This window comes from Pseudomonas siliginis (assembly GCF_024072275.1).
In the GTDB taxonomy this organism is placed as follows: Bacteria; Pseudomonadota; Gammaproteobacteria; order Pseudomonadales; family Pseudomonadaceae; genus Aquipseudomonas; species Aquipseudomonas siliginis.
Map to the genome: position 1 here is coordinate 2,630,304 of NZ_CP099598.1, position 15,166 is coordinate 2,645,469.

Genomic DNA, 15,166 nt, shown 5'->3' on the forward strand with positions numbered 1-15,166 from the left:
TCAAGCCGTCTTGACGAGGCTGACACCCAAGCGGGTCAGGGCCAGTTTCAATGCGTCGGCCAGATTGGCCTTGGTCACTACGCCTTGCAGATCCAGACCCAGGTGAACGATGGTTTGCGCAATCTGTGGACGCACGCCGCTGATGATGCAGTCAGCGCCCATCAGGCGGATCGCGGTCACGGTTTTCAGCAAGTGCTGGGCGACCAGAGTGTCGACGGTTGGCACGCCGGTGATGTCGATGATGGCGATTTCCGAACCGGTGTCGACGATGCGTTGCAGCAGCGATTCCATGACTACTTGGGTGCGCTGCGAATCGAGGGTGCCGATCATTGGCAGGGCGAGGACGCCATCCCACAGCTTGACCACCGGAGTCGACAGTTCCAGCAGCTCTTCCTGTTGACGCTTGATCACCGCTTCACGGGATTTCTGGAAGGTGCCGATGGTGTGCATACCGACGGTGTCGAGCAATTCGGAGACTTCCAGCAATTGCTCGGCAAGCAGTGCCGGCTGGTCCTGATAATGGTTTTGCAGCAGGGCGAACAACGGGCCTTTCAAGGCGAAGATGAAGTTTGCGGTTTGCTGGGAATCCTGGCCGAGGAGGGCACGGCTCTGCGACAGCTTTTCAAGGAACTGACGGGTATCCTCCCAGCCCGCAGCGGCAATCTTGCTGCCGTTGCCGTTTTCCAGACCCGCCAGGAGCAGGCCCAGCAAGTCGCGGGTTTGCTGAGCGAGGTCGTGTTCCTTGAGGTTGCGTGTGGCGCCGCTGGCTTCGAGGCGTTTGGTCCACTCGCTCAACAGCTGAGTCTGGTTGTTCTTGATTGCTTCAACTGTGCTGTTCTGCAGTGCTGCCATGTGCGTGTCGCTCCGTTACGTATATGGGCCGGCTCGGCGAAATGACCGGCGCGATTTGACTGACATTTACCGCTTGAAATAGTTGTTCAGCTAGCGATGAATTTTTCTGCCTGCCGCGTCGAACGCCCCGCTAACTCTAGTCGGCGTGGCGGCAGGCAACGATCTTTTGAACGAATCTACGGCGTCAGGCTTCGAATCTGCATGCCCGACGTTTTCCAGTCGTGCTGGAAGAAGGAGGCAGGACTATGAATGAGGTGGATATGAACGAGCAAGCGCCGCAACAGCAAAATCAGTCCTCAGAGTCAATTAACCGCAACGACCCGGCCATCGACCCGCAAACGCCGGGGCAAAATACTCCCGCGCCGGTTGAAGAAGGGCAGGCGGACAGCGCGGCTGCCGAGGTCGATCAAAAGCAGCATCACAACGACAACAGCAACGATTTCAGCCCCGGCTTCAAGCCTGACCCGGACCGTCCTGAACCGGGCGAAAGCACTGACGCCGATATCGACACCGATGGTGGTTGATCGCTGAAACGCAAAAAGGCCGCATCGAAGGATGCGGCCTTTTTATTGCCGGCCGGTTACTTGCTCGGATGTTTGGCTTGCAGCTCTTTGGCGTGGGCCAGGTGTTTTTCCAGCGCTGGCAGCATCTTCTGCGCGAACGCTTTCAGCTCAGTAGCGCCCTTGGCCTTGTCATCGGTCACGGTGTTCGCCTGCTTCTTGAACAGCTCGATGGTCTCTTCGTGAGCCTTGACCTGGTTGTTGGCGTAGGCCGCATCGAAGGATTCATCGCGCATGTCGAGAATTTTTTCCTTGGCCTGCTTGACCAGGGTGGTGTCGTCAGGGACTTCGATGTCATTGGTGGTCGCGATCTTCTTCAGCTCTTCATTGGCCTTGGTGTGATCAGCGATCATTTGGTTAGCGAAGGCTTTGATGTCGGCTGACTGGCTTTTTTCCAGTGCCAGCTTGCTGGTTTCGATTTCGGCGATGCCACCAGCGGCGGCATTGTCGACAAAGTCGTTGTCGGTTGCGGCAAAGGCGCTGCCCATGCCGGCAGACAGTGCAACAGCCAGAGCGAGATGACGCAGGTTGAATCCGTCCATTGGGTATCTCCACGCAGGTTTTTGTGAGCGTTATCCAATGGAGCGAGCGCAGACGCCAAAGGTTTTATCGCATTTACGACAGGGCGACGAACGGCAACCGCTGGTCTGACAGGGAGTCGACAGAAGTCATCGGGCAAGGCCATGCTGATAATGAGTCGGCGCATCGGTCGCGCTGGTTGTCGATCAAATTGATGGAGGTGTTTCATGCCGGTTTCACATGATCTGTATCAGGACCTGGGCTGCAAGAAGGAAGAGATCGAGCAAAAACGCTCCGAGGATCCGAAGCTGGATTCGCTGCTCAACAAGTATTTCGACGTGGATAAAGCCGTGGTCGAAGCCGAGAACGCCCAGTCAGACGCCCCCACTGACGACGAATTGAAAAAGCTCAAAGAGAAGCGCGTGATCGTCAAGGAACAGATCGTTGCTCAACTCGCCGGGCAGCCGCTGACGGGACAGTAGTCGCCCGACCCGTGGTCATTTTCTGAAGGGAACGGCTACGGCCAATGGCACCTCCAATGTGCAGAGTCTGCAAACCATCGACTCGTTGCGAGGTGCCATATGAACGACCCCAAATTCCCCAGTGAAGAGCAGGGTGGTTTCGACCCGATTCCTACCCGTCCTGAACCGAACAGCCCGGCGCATACCACAGCGCATCCGGAAAAAACCGTGAAAGAACTGCCGGAGGATGAAGATCCGGAGAAGTTCGACCGGTCCGGCAACTGACAGACCGCTATCGCTGGCAAGCCAGCTCCCACAGGTTCATCTGGTGAACACATATTTGGAGTTCACACGGACACTGTGGGAGCTGGCTTGCCAGCGATATCGTCGGTCCATACGGTGAAAATTTTTCTGTTTTACTTAAGCGCCGCATCCAACCCCATTCGCCCCATATGCATGGCCTTCAACGAGCCGAAATACAACCACTGCCCATACTCGCGCACCGTGGTAATCGGCGAATAATTGCCTTCGCTCGCGTCCTGCAGATTGGCAATCACCTTGCCGTCCAGATCCAGTCCCAGCACAAACCCACGCTTTTCGACAGGCTTGGGTAAAACCGTCAAAGCCCGCACGATCATCTTACGCACGAACGGGTGTTCAGCGGTGCCATCGAGCAAGGCATTGCGCGGCGCATACAGCGCTACCCAAAAGCGATTGCTGCCATTGAACGAGAGGTTGTCCGGAAGCCCTGGCAAGTTGTCGATGAACACATCATGGGTACCGGCCTTCGGCCCGCTCAGCCAGTAGCGACTGATGCGGTAAGCACCGGTCTCGTTGACCAGCACATAGGCCTCGTCCGGACCAAGAGTGACGCCATTGGCAAACTGCAACTTGTCGAGCAAGACGCTGGTCTTGCCGGTTTGAAAGTCGTAGCGCAGCAGACGTCCGTCGGCGCCGTGCTCAATGATCGCCTCGCCGTCATGACCATAGCCCCAACGGCTCGAGGCATCGCTGAAGTAGGCGTAGTGGCCTGACTTGTCGACCGCTACATCATCGGTAAATCCAAATGGCACGCCGTTGGCCTCGGTGGTCAACGGAATCACGCGGCCCTGCGCATCCAGCGACAGCAAGCCTTTGACCGCATCGGCAACTACCAGCATGCCATTCGGATGACGGGCCAGGCCCAGTGGACGGCCACCGGTGTCGGCCAGGACCTTGCGCTGCGTACCGTCGAGGCTGCTACGGATGAGCCTGCCGTCATGCAATCCGGTGATGAGGAATTCGTCTTCCAGTAGCAACGCCTCAGGCCCTTCGATGTCGCTCGGCCCGACCTTCGCCACAGCTTTGAGGCGCTGGTTGTCCGCGTAGATCCCGTCTTTCAGCGAGGGCGCCGGTGGCGGCGTCCAGGCGACCGGTTCGACCTTGGTCGGCAGCAACAACAAGAAGGCGATGACGAGAACGATCAGCAGGCACAGCACATAACGTAATTTCACGCGCTGGCCCTCGCCGCGCCGATAAACTGCGCAGCCATGTCGCGCAGGGCGAGCATGGATGCGGCAGATTCGCGCTCGATGCGCCGCTTGAGCAGCAGGCGATTGGCAAGACGCATGAGCAAACCGTCAAAGCGATATTCCAGCGTGCGCACGAAACGCGTGCCGCCAGCCTCCGCTGAGCACTCGTAAGTCAACCGCAGGGACAAGCCCTGATCACTTTGCGCGCGTGCGCACCAGCGCCGGCCCGGCAGATATTCAGTAACCTCCCAACGCAAGTGACCGGCACGTCCGCCGGCATGGATGTCCTCTTCGAAACGTGCACCGGCATGCAGTGGACCTTGCGCACCGTCAATCTTCAATGAGGAGGGATGCCAGTCCGGCCAGTGACTGACGCTGGCGGCATAAGCCAGCACGGCGACCGGTTCGCCGGCGATATCGATCTGGTGCTGCATGCGCGTCATGGGCATTTTCGAATAACTCAAAGGGGCGGGTTCCGGCTCGCGGTACAGCGTGCCGAACAGGTAGTCCATCAAGGGCAGAACGATGTTGAAATTGCGCTCCTGCATACGCTCGCGGCGGTGATGCAGTTCGTGCAGACGGCGCATCTGGCGAATCCACGGCAAACGAGTCAACGGATTCTGCGGTGGCAGATGTTCACAGGCATGGAATACCTCATAGAGCAGATAACCGAGCACCATGCACCCGGCAAACAGCCCGGCGACATTGGCGTTGACCTGCGCGAGCAGCCACCAGAGGGGCAGGGTGATCAATAGCGTATGAATGACGATCAGCCAGGCTGGAAACAGAATCACTCGCCAGTCCCGCGCGCTGTCGTAGGTCATATGGCCGGGGGTGAAAAAGCTGTGATGGTCGCCGGCATGTCGTGCGTAGAACAGCTTTGCGAAAGCTTTTTTGTGATGGCCCAGATGACGATGGACCATGTACACGCCGAAGTTGAACAACAACAGGCTCAGCGGCACGGTCAGCCATTCCAGCCAGCTCACTGAATGCACCGTGCGCCAGAACGCAGCGACGGCGAAAATGCCGAACAGCAACACGAACGCGCCATGCAACCACGGATTGTATAAAGGATGAATGGCCGCACGGTAGCGGCTGCGGAATGCCTCGGTGGTCTGCCTCAACGCTTTCACCTGCGGGTATTGTTGTTATACCCGGCAGATTAGCCGATCCGCTGACTTGTGCAGGGCGAACCTCGCGGCCTTAAGCGCCATGCTCTGGACTGAAGCTGCCCGTCAGCTCAACGGGTTCCAGCGCTGCGACCAGTCGTCATCGGTGCGGATCACCTCGCGCAACAAATCGAAAGCCTGTTGCAGCACTGCCGAATCGCGATCGCGGGAATACACCAGATAGGTCGGATAACCGAATTCCGGGGCTTTGGTGACGGCTTCCAGTGCGCCGGTCTCCAGATAAGTGCGCACGACCCGGGTACGGAAATAACCGCTGCCACCATGTTCGAGGATGTATTGCAGGGCCAGCGGGCCAAGGTTGAAGCTCAGCGCGGCTTTGGCTTTTTCCGGCAGGGCGGCGTCGTGCTGACGACGAAAGTCCGGTCCCCAATCGATGTAGACGTAAGGCTCCGGACGCTCGGGCGCGCGCACCAGAATCAGTTTTTCCTCCAGCACTTGCTCGACCTGCAATCCCGGCCAGTATTCCGGTTGATAAACCAGCGCCGCATCGAGCACACCGAGTTCGAGCTGACGCAAAAGATTTTCGCCGTCGCGAATTTCCATGCGCAGTGCGTGGCCGGGGATTTTCTCCCGAAGTTCCGCCGCCCAACTGAGCATTAACGGGTTGCACAGGCTGACCTCACCGCCAATGTGCAGAACGTTGTGATAACCCTCGGGCAGCGGCAAGTCGCGGCGCGCGGCTTCCCAGGTCTGCACCAGTTGATTGGCGTAGACCACGAACGCTTCGCCATTGGCCGTCAACTTCGCCCCGGCGCGATTGCGCACGAACAGCGTGCTGCCCAACTGGCCCTCGAGTTTCTGCACCCGTGCGGTGATCGCCGTTTGCGTGACGAACAGCTTCTGCGCGGCGGCGGCAAGACTGCCGTGGCGGACGATTTCGAGGAAAGTGCGGGCGAGGTCGATGTCCATGGGGCAGGGCCGATATCTGAAGGTGGGGCGCATTGTAAGTCAAAAGTCCCTCTCCCCAACTTGAAAGCAGCAATGGACTGAACCGCTGAAAATTGCGTTTCAGTCCTACGGAAACAGGAGCGTTTTGATCAGATGAGGGGATATTTCTGACGACTTTTTCAGGTTGGTCGTCGGACGCCGGATCTATAGGATCAGTCCTGACATTGAAGTCATCGAGCGCACAGATCGCTCTGGACCTGGACAAAGGATGGACTATGCGAATCCCACTGATTGAAAGCCATACGCCTGCTTACTCGCCTCGCCATTACTGGCGCGACGACCGCGCGAGATGCCCCTCGGAGGACGTTGCCATGCCGAGCGCCAAAGTGCCCCGGCTCACGGGCTTGAAGAAGCTTGAGGGCAAACCTCTGGAATTGCTGTTGCGAGGGCAGGACACCGGCGACGATCCGATGCTCATTCTGCGCTGCACAGCCGAAGGATTTGCGCTGCTCGATGTGGTCAACATGATCGCAACCTCCGAACTGTACCAACAGGGAGAGATGGTCAAACGTATCACCGGCAAATCTGTGAGAACCGTGCGACGTCTGCTCAAGGAAGGCGCGTCGGTGCGCCTGGACACGCCGCAGAGCATCATCGCCTACCAATATGCGGCAGCGCTGGAGCTGGCCATCAAGGTGTTCGGGCGACAGGCCAAGGCCGAATCATGGCTGGAGCAACGCGCCACTTACTTCTACGGTTATGTGCCGCTCGATCTGGTTGGAAATGCGTTGGGCTTCAGGATGGTGGAGGAGTATCTGAACCAGATCAAATACGGGGTTTATCAATGAATCCCTTGCCCTGGGATGATCGCTGGTACGCGTGGCGGCTGGATCGCGAGGTGTACAGCGAGACCTGGGACAGCGGCCTGGGGTCGAAACGGGACGGCGGTCGCTGGAATACCCCTGGCCGCAGAGTCGTTTATGCGTCGGTCGACCCTTCCACGGCGATACTGGAGGTGGCCGCCCATGGCAGCTTCGATGCACTTGATCAGGAGCCCTATGTATTGACCTGTTTTGAAATCACCCACGACGCCAGCGTCAGAATCGTGCAACCGGAAGACGTGCCCAATCCGCATTGGCTCACCCCGATAAAAACCTCGCCCAACCAGCGAAAGTTTGCCGACGCACTGCTGGCTGAACATCCATTTATTCTGGTGCCTTCGGTGGCCACCCGACACTCGTGGAATTTGCTGGTGAGTTGCGATCTGGCGGAAGGTCAGTTCAGGATGGTTTCGCAAGAGCGGTTTGGGCTGGATACGCGGTTGTTGCAGGAGGGTTGATCGGATTTGTGTGGGCCTGCGAATCCGACACGACAATTTCCAGGTTCCGGGAGCGATCAAGGGCCGATGAGTCGCTGCCAGCTACATTCGCGGCGGCTCGCATTCTACGTCTGGATTGAAGCTTTCAACCAATATAAAGATCCGGTACATTTCGCGCCCACGCTTACTACAAGGAAGTTAAAGATGGCAAAGCCTGCCGCTCGACTCAGCGATCTTAATGCATGCCCGATCACAGGCCATGGCACCAATCCCAGTAACAGCGGTTCCGGTGATGTAAACATCAATGGAATGCCAGTTTTGCGTGTCGGAGACACCACAGCGTGCGGAGACACTGTCACCGAAGGCATCAGCAATATTTTGATCAATGGCAAGCCTATTGCTTTCTTGGGCAGTGCAACGGCCCACGGAGGCATGATAATCACGGGCTCTGGCGACGTTTTTGTCGGCACCCAGGTCGGTTCCGCACCTTTCTCCCCGATTATCACTGTTCCTAAACACAGCGAGCGCTTCCAACTGGTTGATGAGGCCACTGGCGAAGCTATTCCCGACATGCTCTATTGCATCGAAACGGGTGACGGGCAGCGTCTCGTCGGCCATACCGACAGTCATGGTAACGCCGCGCGAGTGTTTACGGCCAACCCGACTTCGATAGTTGTGCAGTGGGGTAAGGAAGCCGCCGCCCATCTCGATGCGCTCGGCCTAGATTACTAAGGGAGGTGGCAGGTGGCAGCCCCCAAAAAGAATCAAGCTCGAACAAGCGATCAACATACAACGACCCAAGTGAAAGGTACGCTGGCACAGGATTACGTAACGGTTGTGGGTGCGTCTTACATGTCCCTTTATGAAAAGGTTCGTGGCCAGAAGGGCAACAAGATGCGCTTTATCAATCAGGGTATCCGCCAACTCACAAAGTATCCAATCGGCACTCCAAACTTCACAATCCAGCGTGTATTTCTGATTTTCAAAAATGACTATCCGGAGAACTTGCTGGCGGCTTTGAAGGACGTTGTCGAAAATCAGCACGGAGCACAGTACCGGGAGATGGACTCGATATCCGGTCTTGTGGATTTCATCGCAGCTCGGCAACGCCGCGGGCGCGAGATCAAACAGCTCGACTTTTTTTCCCATGGTGTGGTGGGCAGTATCGAGTTGGGCTACGAGCTGGATAAAAACGATAGCTACCGTCTGCGTGATGCACAAGCGAGTATGTTCAAGCCCGAAGCGTTTGCCTATGGTGCGAAAATTCACTCCTACGCTTGTCGCACAGGTTTGGGTATCGATGCCGACTTCAAGGTCAATGAAACAGAAGATCCTCATTACGAGCGCAGCCTGGCGCAGATTCTTGCTAATGCTACCCGGACCACCGTGTGGGCATTTCCAAGACGCAGCAACTACGACACGACTTATGGTACTGCCGCGGAACGGGGATCTGTGCCGGGAATTCGTGAAAGAGAAGCAGCTGATGGGCGAGCGATGCGGAATTATTTGAGTCGAAAAACCGCTTATGAACGAAAGCTGGTCGAACATCGCAAGACCCTCAAAGACCCAACGGCGCAATTACCTGATGAACAGGCGCCGCAGGCGCCGACGCCAACAGTCTCTGAAGAAGAGCGCAATTTGCTGGCGCACGATGACAGCCGAGCATTGTATGAACGAAAGATTGGATTTCCGCTGGATGCCTTAGGCGCACATCGTGACGTTCGATCAGGTGATACACCGGACGGCGTACCCAAACACCTGCTTGCCTATAAACCGCTATGACGCTCCTGAAGTTTATAGGCAAACGTCACGTCTTCTGTGTCTTGTTGATTGCTGCCAGCTTTGCAGGACTATTTATTTACGCCAAGGAAGCCCAGATGCCAGCCAAAGCAATGATGTATTACGGCCCGTGGAGTCCGGAAGAAAACCGTTTCGATGCCAGCCAGTGGTTCAGTTCAGGTATGTATCGCCCGCGTCTCATGGGTACTCCGCCTGAAGAGAGCCCAGTGACCATGCTGCGCAATAAGCCTGAAAGTTTGCGACATATTGAGAATGATGTTCTCTTGACCGAAGCGTTATTCGCTGTAGGGCGACAGTTTCCGAAGTTGGACACCGAAGACCTCATTCTGAATACGCCGGACCTGCACCGCCAGATACGGTATGCCTATAGTTCATTTGCCGAGCCTGACAGGCCGGTGGATTCCTATTGGCTTTTCATCACGTTTGCAAACAAGACCGTGGTCGTTACGATCGATTGGGACGTGACAGAAAAGAAACTCCTGCCCCGCTCGATGGCTTCGAATCTGATCGAAAAAAGTGATGAAGAGGCGGCATACCTCCAGGTAAAAAAAGAGCTTGATGGGACGGCTTCAGCCAAGCGTTAACTCACGTTGCCATGTCTTCAATGGTTGAAACGACAAATCCCGCCAATAAGCGGGATTTGTGTTTTACCAAGAAGCTTCTTACGAAGGGAACAGCTCGGACAGTTTCATCGACAGCATCATGTCGCCTTCAACGCGCAGCTTGCCGCTCATGAAGGCCTGCATGCCGTCTGTCTCGCCACTGACGATACCTTTCAGGGTTTCGCTATCCAGCACCAGCGTGCAGTTGGCGTTCGGGTTTTCGCCTTCCTGAATGTTGCAGGTGCCGTCTTTGACGATCAGTGCGTATTGCTTGTCTTCGTCGGTGATGTTGAAACCGAAGACCAGATCCAGACCGGCAGCGGCGGCTGGGTTGAACTTGGCTTGCATTGCTTTTACGGCATCAGCTACGGAGGTCATGGTTCGATCCTTTCTTGGTCATGGGAGCTGGGTGGTTACAGCCAGGGTCACAGTAAGCCGGACTCAGCGAAAAGTGATGAGTTCCGGGGCCTTCAGCAGTTGCAGGTGTGCGTGACTGTTGAAGGAAGCCAGAGCCACCTCGCGACCACGAAACTTCAGTTGGTTGAGCGAGGTGTTGACGATTTGCCAGTTCAATTCAAAGGCCTGCCTGGCAGGCATTTGCGTAATCAGATGGAGCAGGGCAGTTATGGTGCCGCCGGAGGTGAACACGGCAATTTTCTGGTTCTTTTCCGCCAGGTCGAGGATGCGGTGCAAACCGGCCTGAACCCTCTCGACGAAGCCCAGCCAGCTTTCCAGTCCGGGTGTGTCGTAGGTGCCAGCAAGCCAGCGCTCGACGATCAGGGCGAAGATGCGCTGGAATTCACCGCGGTTCTGCGCGGCGTTGCGCAGGATGTCGAGGGCTTCCGGCTCTGCCGGCAGCATGGCCGGGAGCAGGGCGCGGATCACCGCGTCGGCGTCAAATTCGTTGAAGGCGGAATCGGTTTCGAGGACTGGAACCGGCAGGCCTCTGGCGCTGAATTGCTCCAGTGCACTGGTGGCCGTGTGCTGTTGGCGACGCAGGTCACCGGCAAGGCAACGATCGAAGCTGATATCAAGGTCGGCGAGGTGCTGGCCGAGAATTTCTGCCTGACGCACACCGGTCGGCGACAGCACGTCGTAATCGTCTGCACCAAAGGAGGCCTGGCCATGTCGTATCAAGTAGATGCTGCCCACGTCCGCGTCGTCCCGGTACGTTGAAGGTCAGGCGAGGTTATGAGGATGGCGTAAGGCTGTCAATGAAAAAACATACGCTTGTTTGAAATGCCCGTTACAGGCGTGTTGCCAGAGGTTTCACGGCTGGCCGACGAGCCGACGCATGGGTATGCTGGAGCCATTCCGCGTGTGATACACCGTCACGCATTGCTTTGAGGAGTCTCTGTGGATTTTTTCACCGAATACGCCAGCTTCCTGGCCAAGACCGTCACACTGGTGATCGCCATTCTGGTGGTGCTCGCCAGTTTCGCCGCGTTGCGCAGCAAAGGCCGGCGCAAATCGGCAGGGCAGTTGCAGGCCAGCAAGCTCAACGATTTCTACAAGGGGCTGCGTGAACGCCTTGAGCAGACCTTGCTCGACAAGGATCAGCTCAAGGCATTGCGCAAGGGCGAAGCGAAAACGGAAAAAAGCGCGAAAAAACAGAAGAACAAGCCTGAGACCAAATCCCGGGTGTTCGTGCTCGACTTCGACGGCGATATCAAGGCTTCCGCCACCGAGAGCCTGCGCCACGAGATCACCGCACTGCTGACCCTGGCCACGCCGAAGGACGAAGTAGTCCTGCGTCTGGAAAGTGGCGGCGGCATGGTGCACAGCTACGGTCTGGCGTCGTCTCAACTTGCGCGAATCCGTGATGCGGGCGTGCCACTGACTGTGTGTATCGACAAGGTCGCAGCCAGTGGCGGTTACATGATGGCCTGCATCGGCGACAAGATCATCAGTGCACCGTTCGCCATCCTCGGTTCGATCGGCGTGGTCGCGCAATTGCCTAACGTCAATCGCCTGCTGAAAAAGCACGACATCGACTTTGAAGTGCTGACCGCAGGTGAATACAAACGCACACTGACCGTGTTTGGCGAAAACACCGAAAAGGGCCGCGAGAAGTTCCAGGAAGACCTCGACATCACCCATCGTTTGTTCAAAAACTTCGTGGCGCGGTATCGCCCGCAACTGGCGATCGATGAGGTGGCGACCGGTGAGGTGTGGCTTGGTATCGCTGCGCTGGAAAACCAACTGGTGGATGAGCTCAAGACCAGCGATGAATACCTGGCGCAGAAAGCCAAACAGGCTGAGGTTTACCACCTGCACTACGCCGAGCGTAAAAGCCTGCAGGAACGCATCGGCATGGCCGCCAGCGGTTCGGTAGACCGCGTGCTGTTGAGCTGGTGGAGTCGCCTCACTCAGCAACGTTTCTGGTAAACACCAGGCATAAAAAAGCGCCGGTCAATGACCGGCGTTTTTGTGTCCGCAATAAACCCGCTGGCTTAGCGCCGACGGAACAGCGGCAGCGGTTCGTCACTGGCGGCCTGGTAGGTCACCGAGAAGTCCTTCAGACCTTCCAGTGCTTCGTACGGGTCTTTATCCGCGCGAATGGCAAAAGCGTCGAAGCCACAGCGGTGCATGTAGAACAGCTGGTCCCGCAGCACGTCGCCAATCGCGCGAAGCTCGCCTTTGAAACCATAACGGTCACGCAGCAGACGGGCATTGGAGTAACTGCGGCCATCGGTGAACGCCGGGAAATTCAGCGCGATTACCTGGAACTCACCGACGTCTTCACCGATTTCTTCGGCTTCCTCGTCAGCATCCAGCCACACGCCCAGACCGCCGTCGCGGGCCTTGAGCATGCGGCTGTGCTCGCGCCACAACTGCAGAGGAACGATCAGATCGTCGCAGTTGCTGATCTCATCGATGTTGAAATCCTTCGGCAACAGGTGCCAGGTTTCGTCGACGACTTCGTTGTTCTTAATGATTCGCTGCATAGACGCGTTCCTTGAAGAGGTCGATGCCAATACGCTGATAAGTGTCGATGAAGCGCTCGTCTTCGGTACGTTGTTCAACGTACACGTCGATCAGCTTCGAGATCACGTCAGGCATGGCTTCCTGTGCGAAGGACGGGCCGAGGATCTTGCCCAGGCTCGCATCACGGCTGGCGCTGCCGCCGAGGGAAACCTGGTAGAACTCTTCGCCTTTCTTGTCCACACCGAGGATGCCGATGTGGCCAACGTGGTGGTGACCGCAGGCGTTCATGCAGCCGGAGATGTTCAGGTCCAGTTCGCCAATGTCGAACAGGTAATCCAGGTCATCGAAACGGCGCTGGATCGATTCGGCAATCGGAATCGATTTGGCGTTGGCCAGCGAGCAGAAGTCACCACCGGGGCAGCAGATGATGTCAGTCAGCAGGCCGATGTTCGGCGTGGCGAAACCGCCTTCACGCAACTCGCCCCACAGGGTGAACAACTGGCTCTGCTCGACATCGGCGAGAATGATGTTCTGCTCGTGGGAGGTGCGCAGTTGACCGAAGCTGTAGCGCTCGGCCAGATCGGCGACGGCGTCGAGCTGCTTGTCGGTAATGTCGCCCGGGGCAACGCCGGTCGGCTTCAACGACAGCGTCACAGCGACATAGCCCGGTTTTTTGTGCGCCAGGGTGTTGCGGCTGCGCCAGCGGGCGAAACCCGGATGCTCTTTGTCCAGATCGGCCAGTTGCGCGGTCTGGTTGTCGAGGGTCTTGTAGTCCGGATCGACGAAGTGCTTGGCGACGCGATGCAGTTCGGCCTCGGTCAGCGTGGTCTGGCCACCGCGCAGGTGCTCCATTTCCGCGTCGACTTTCTGCGCGAACACCTCAGGCGTGAGCGCCTTGACGAGGATTTTGATCCGCGCCTTGTATTTGTTGTCGCGACGGCCGTAGCGGTTGTACACCCGCAGGATGGCGTCGAGATAGCTCAGCAGGTCTTGCCACGGCAGGAATTCATTGATGAATGCGCCAACCACCGGCGTACGACCGAGGCCACCGCCGACCAGCACTCGGAAGCCCAGCTCGCCGGCAGCGTTATAGACAGGTTCCAGACCGATATCGTGGACTTCAATGGCTGCGCGGTCACTGGTCGAACCGTTGACGGCGATCTTGAATTTGCGCGGCAGGTAGGCGAATTCCGGGTGGAACGTGGTCCACTGACGGACGATTTCGCACCATGGACGCGGGTCGATCACTTCATCGGCGGCGACGCCGGCAAACTGGTCGGTGGTGACGTTGCGCAGGCAGTTGCCGCTGGTCTGGATGGCGTGCATCTGCACGGTCGCGAGTTCAGCAAGGATGTCCGGGATGTCTTCAACCGCCGGCCAGTTGAACTGCACGTTCTGCCGCGTACTGATGTGGGCATAGCCCTTGTCGTAGTCGCGGGCGATCTTCGCCATCATGCGCACCTGGCGCGAAGTCAGCTGGCCGTAAGGCACGGCCACGCGCAACATCGGCGCGAAACGCTGGATATACAGGCCATTTTGCAGGCGCAGGGGGCGGAATTCTTCTTCGCTCAGCTCACCTGCCAGATAGCGTCGGGTCTGATCACGGAACTGCTTGACGCGGTCCTCGATGATCCGCTGATCGTACTCGTCGTATACGTACATATAAGTCCTGTTCTCAGGCTTGGGCTTCTCGGAAAACGCTGCGTTTTCGCTTGCTGGAGTCCGATGTTGCCTCTGCAATTCTGCGCGCACGGCCGCGCACTCCGTCACGGAGCCGGGGCAATATACCCGTTTGCAGTTATGCGCAAAAGTGATGTTTGAGTATATGTAAAGAACCAAATCGCCTAACGCGAATGCCGGTCATCTAATCCACATTTGTCGTGCGGACAATCATCGTCTTAACTGTGATCGAGTCTTTGTGCAATCACCGATAAAACCGACAAGAGGCGATGCAATGAGCAACCCGACCAAAGCCAGAAAAAGCGACAGCAGTGTCGACGCGTGGGCCATTTTGTTCCTGATCATTCTCGTAGTAGGAACAGCGGTCTTCTGGGTCAGTCACCAGTAACATCCGCGCTTCCGGGCCGTTCTCCCAAGGCCCGGATAACCTGTGGCAGATGCCTGTTCAGTGCCATCACACCCCGGCCAGATACAGCACCAGCTTGACGATGGCAAACAGCGTCAGGCCGAACACCGCCGTGAACAAAACTCCCAGAATCACAAAGTGACTGGGTTTGCCGTGGGTAAAATCCCTTTCCCGGTTCTTGCCGCTCTGCACCCCGAACGCCGCCGCCATGACGCTGTGCAGCATCTGCCAGAAACTCGGCGGTTTATTGTCGATTGGATCGTCCATAAATCCCTCTGCGAAAAGTCATCCTCCTGAAGCATAGCCAATCCGCTGGGTCCGGGATGCCATCGAAGCAGCCCGGACAAGTTTGAGCGATACCCGGATAACGCAGAAGCACTAACGCGACATGGTTTGCTGACCGCTCCATCAAAAAGGAGTGACCATGAACGTTATCCCGCCCAAACCAGTG

At 57.2% G+C, this 15,166-nt stretch carries 19 protein-coding genes; 9 read left to right on the forward strand and 10 right to left on the reverse strand.

Features of this window, described 5'->3' with window-relative positions; genetic code table 11:
• A complete protein-coding gene (locus tag NF676_RS12260) occupies positions 1-852 on the reverse strand; it encodes an STAS domain-containing protein (RefSeq protein ID WP_041478684.1) in 852 nt (283 codons plus the stop codon).
• Positions 853-1,112: 260 nt separating this feature from the next.
• On the opposite strand from NF676_RS12260, the gene NF676_RS12265 reads away from it, so the two are divergent.
• Positions 1,113-1,376, forward strand: coding sequence for a hypothetical protein (locus NF676_RS12265; RefSeq protein WP_110647015.1), 264 nt, complete (start codon positions 1,113-1,115; stop codon positions 1,374-1,376).
• A 56-nt stretch (positions 1,377-1,432) separates the two neighbouring features.
• On the opposite strand, the gene NF676_RS12270 is transcribed toward NF676_RS12265, so the two are convergent.
• Positions 1,433-1,954: a DUF4142 domain-containing protein gene (locus NF676_RS12270; RefSeq protein WP_056785185.1), complete on the reverse strand. Its 522-nt coding sequence runs from the start codon at positions 1,952-1,954 to the stop codon at positions 1,433-1,435.
• A 204-nt stretch (positions 1,955-2,158) separates the two neighbouring features.
• Between NF676_RS12270 and NF676_RS12275 the strand changes: the two genes are divergently transcribed.
• Positions 2,159-2,413 carry a DUF465 domain-containing protein gene (locus NF676_RS12275; protein WP_041478686.1) on the forward strand — a complete coding sequence of 85 codons (255 nt, stop codon included), beginning with the start codon at positions 2,159-2,161 and terminating at the stop codon, positions 2,411-2,413.
• Positions 2,414-2,512: 99 nt separating this feature from the next.
• Positions 2,513-2,677, forward strand: a complete 165-nt coding sequence (locus NF676_RS12280; protein WP_016774471.1) for a hypothetical protein — start codon at positions 2,513-2,515, stop codon at positions 2,675-2,677.
• A gap of 131 nt (positions 2,678-2,808) precedes the next feature.
• Here NF676_RS12280 and NF676_RS12285 read toward each other — a convergent pair whose 3' ends face one another.
• The 3 genes from NF676_RS12285 to NF676_RS12295 form a co-directional block, all read right to left on the reverse strand.
• Positions 2,809-3,885, reverse strand: coding sequence for an SMP-30/gluconolactonase/LRE family protein (locus NF676_RS12285; protein ID WP_236169002.1), 1,077 nt, complete (start codon positions 3,883-3,885; stop codon positions 2,809-2,811).
• Positions 3,882-5,027 (reverse strand): sterol desaturase/SRPBCC family protein, encoded by a 1,146-nt coding sequence (locus NF676_RS12290; protein WP_252887801.1) that lies wholly within the window; start codon positions 5,025-5,027, stop codon positions 3,882-3,884. The genes NF676_RS12285 and NF676_RS12290 overlap by 4 nt, the downstream gene beginning before the upstream one ends.
• Before the next feature lie 111 nt (positions 5,028-5,138).
• Positions 5,139-6,002 (reverse strand): LysR family transcriptional regulator, encoded by an 864-nt coding sequence (locus tag NF676_RS12295; protein WP_056785192.1) that lies wholly within the window; start codon positions 6,000-6,002, stop codon positions 5,139-5,141.
• A 350-nt stretch (positions 6,003-6,352) separates the two neighbouring features.
• Here NF676_RS12295 and NF676_RS12300 point away from each other — a divergent pair, with 350 nt between their 5' ends.
• The 5 genes from NF676_RS12300 (at position 6,353) to NF676_RS12320 (ending at position 9,683) form a co-directional block, all read left to right on the forward strand.
• A complete protein-coding gene (locus NF676_RS12300; RefSeq protein WP_252887802.1) occupies positions 6,353-6,829 on the forward strand; it encodes an MbcA/ParS/Xre antitoxin family protein in 477 nt (158 codons plus the stop codon).
• The gene (locus NF676_RS12305; RefSeq protein ID WP_039758650.1) at positions 6,826-7,320 is read left to right on the forward strand and encodes an RES family NAD+ phosphorylase; all 495 of its coding nucleotides are present in this window, start codon (positions 6,826-6,828) and stop codon (positions 7,318-7,320) included. Before NF676_RS12300 ends, NF676_RS12305 begins: the two co-directional genes overlap by 4 nt.
• Positions 7,321-7,503: 183 nt before the next feature.
• On the forward strand, positions 7,504-8,031 hold the full coding sequence (locus NF676_RS12310; RefSeq protein ID WP_041478692.1) for a PAAR domain-containing protein: 528 nt from the start codon (positions 7,504-7,506) through the stop codon (positions 8,029-8,031).
• A gap of 12 nt (positions 8,032-8,043) precedes the next feature.
• Positions 8,044-9,081: a hypothetical protein gene (locus NF676_RS12315; RefSeq protein WP_252887803.1), complete on the forward strand. Its 1,038-nt coding sequence runs from the start codon at positions 8,044-8,046 to the stop codon at positions 9,079-9,081.
• Complete coding sequence (locus NF676_RS12320) at positions 9,078-9,683, forward strand: hypothetical protein (RefSeq protein WP_252887804.1); 606 nt, start codon at positions 9,078-9,080, stop codon at positions 9,681-9,683. The genes NF676_RS12315 and NF676_RS12320 overlap by 4 nt, the downstream gene beginning before the upstream one ends.
• A 78-nt stretch (positions 9,684-9,761) precedes the next feature.
• On the opposite strand, the gene NF676_RS12325 is transcribed toward NF676_RS12320, so the two are convergent.
• Entirely contained in the window at positions 9,762-10,079 is a 318-nt protein-coding gene (locus NF676_RS12325) for an SCP2 sterol-binding domain-containing protein (RefSeq protein ID WP_056785204.1), read from the reverse strand.
• Between the two features lie 63 nt (positions 10,080-10,142).
• Complete coding sequence (locus tag NF676_RS12330; RefSeq protein ID WP_252887805.1) at positions 10,143-10,853, reverse strand: histidine phosphatase family protein; 711 nt, start codon at positions 10,851-10,853, stop codon at positions 10,143-10,145.
• Positions 10,854-11,057: 204 nt separating this feature from the next.
• Between NF676_RS12330 and sohB the strand changes: the two genes are divergently transcribed.
• The gene (sohB, locus tag NF676_RS12335) at positions 11,058-12,089 is read left to right on the forward strand and encodes a protease SohB (RefSeq protein ID WP_252887806.1); all 1,032 of its coding nucleotides are present in this window, start codon (positions 11,058-11,060) and stop codon (positions 12,087-12,089) included.
• Positions 12,090-12,154: 65 nt separating this feature from the next.
• On the opposite strand, the gene NF676_RS12340 is transcribed toward sohB, so the two are convergent.
• The 3 genes from NF676_RS12340 to NF676_RS12350 form a co-directional block, all read right to left on the reverse strand.
• The gene (locus NF676_RS12340) at positions 12,155-12,649 is read right to left on the reverse strand and encodes a DUF934 domain-containing protein (RefSeq protein ID WP_041478697.1); all 495 of its coding nucleotides are present in this window, start codon (positions 12,647-12,649) and stop codon (positions 12,155-12,157) included.
• Positions 12,633-14,291 (reverse strand): nitrite/sulfite reductase, encoded by a 1,659-nt coding sequence (locus NF676_RS12345; protein WP_071172068.1) that lies wholly within the window; start codon positions 14,289-14,291, stop codon positions 12,633-12,635. Before NF676_RS12345 ends, NF676_RS12340 begins: the two co-directional genes overlap by 17 nt.
• A gap of 472 nt (positions 14,292-14,763) precedes the next feature.
• The gene (locus tag NF676_RS12350) at positions 14,764-14,982 is read right to left on the reverse strand and encodes a DUF2970 domain-containing protein (RefSeq protein ID WP_041478699.1); all 219 of its coding nucleotides are present in this window, start codon (positions 14,980-14,982) and stop codon (positions 14,764-14,766) included.
• Between the last annotated feature and the right edge of the window lie 184 nt (positions 14,983-15,166).

Coding starts and splice junctions, on each gene's coding strand:
- NF676_RS12340 (WP_041478697.1), bottom strand. CDS start 12,649: ATGCAGCGAATCATTAAGAACAACGAAGTCGTCGACGAAACCTGGCAC.
- NF676_RS12280 (WP_016774471.1), top strand. CDS start 2,513: ATGAACGACCCCAAATTCCCCAGTGAAGAGCAGGGTGGTTTCGACCCG.
- NF676_RS12265 (WP_110647015.1), top strand. CDS start 1,113: ATGAACGAGCAAGCGCCGCAACAGCAAAATCAGTCCTCAGAGTCAATT.
- NF676_RS12325 (WP_056785204.1), bottom strand. CDS start 10,079: ATGACCTCCGTAGCTGATGCCGTAAAAGCAATGCAAGCCAAGTTCAAC.
- NF676_RS12310 (WP_041478692.1), top strand. CDS start 7,504: ATGGCAAAGCCTGCCGCTCGACTCAGCGATCTTAATGCATGCCCGATC.
- NF676_RS12275 (WP_041478686.1), top strand. CDS start 2,159: ATGCCGGTTTCACATGATCTGTATCAGGACCTGGGCTGCAAGAAGGAA.
- NF676_RS12305 (WP_039758650.1), top strand. CDS start 6,826: ATGAATCCCTTGCCCTGGGATGATCGCTGGTACGCGTGGCGGCTGGAT.
- NF676_RS12260 (WP_041478684.1), bottom strand. CDS start 852: ATGGCAGCACTGCAGAACAGCACAGTTGAAGCAATCAAGAACAACCAG.
- NF676_RS12270 (WP_056785185.1), bottom strand. CDS start 1,954: ATGGACGGATTCAACCTGCGTCATCTCGCTCTGGCTGTTGCACTGTCT.
- NF676_RS12300 (WP_252887802.1), top strand. CDS start 6,353: ATGCCGAGCGCCAAAGTGCCCCGGCTCACGGGCTTGAAGAAGCTTGAG.
- NF676_RS12345 (WP_071172068.1), bottom strand. CDS start 14,291: ATGTACGTATACGACGAGTACGATCAGCGGATCATCGAGGACCGCGTC.
- NF676_RS12350 (WP_041478699.1), bottom strand. CDS start 14,982: ATGGACGATCCAATCGACAATAAACCGCCGAGTTTCTGGCAGATGCTG.
- NF676_RS12295 (WP_056785192.1), bottom strand. CDS start 6,002: ATGGACATCGACCTCGCCCGCACTTTCCTCGAAATCGTCCGCCACGGC.
- NF676_RS12320 (WP_252887804.1), top strand. CDS start 9,078: ATGACGCTCCTGAAGTTTATAGGCAAACGTCACGTCTTCTGTGTCTTG.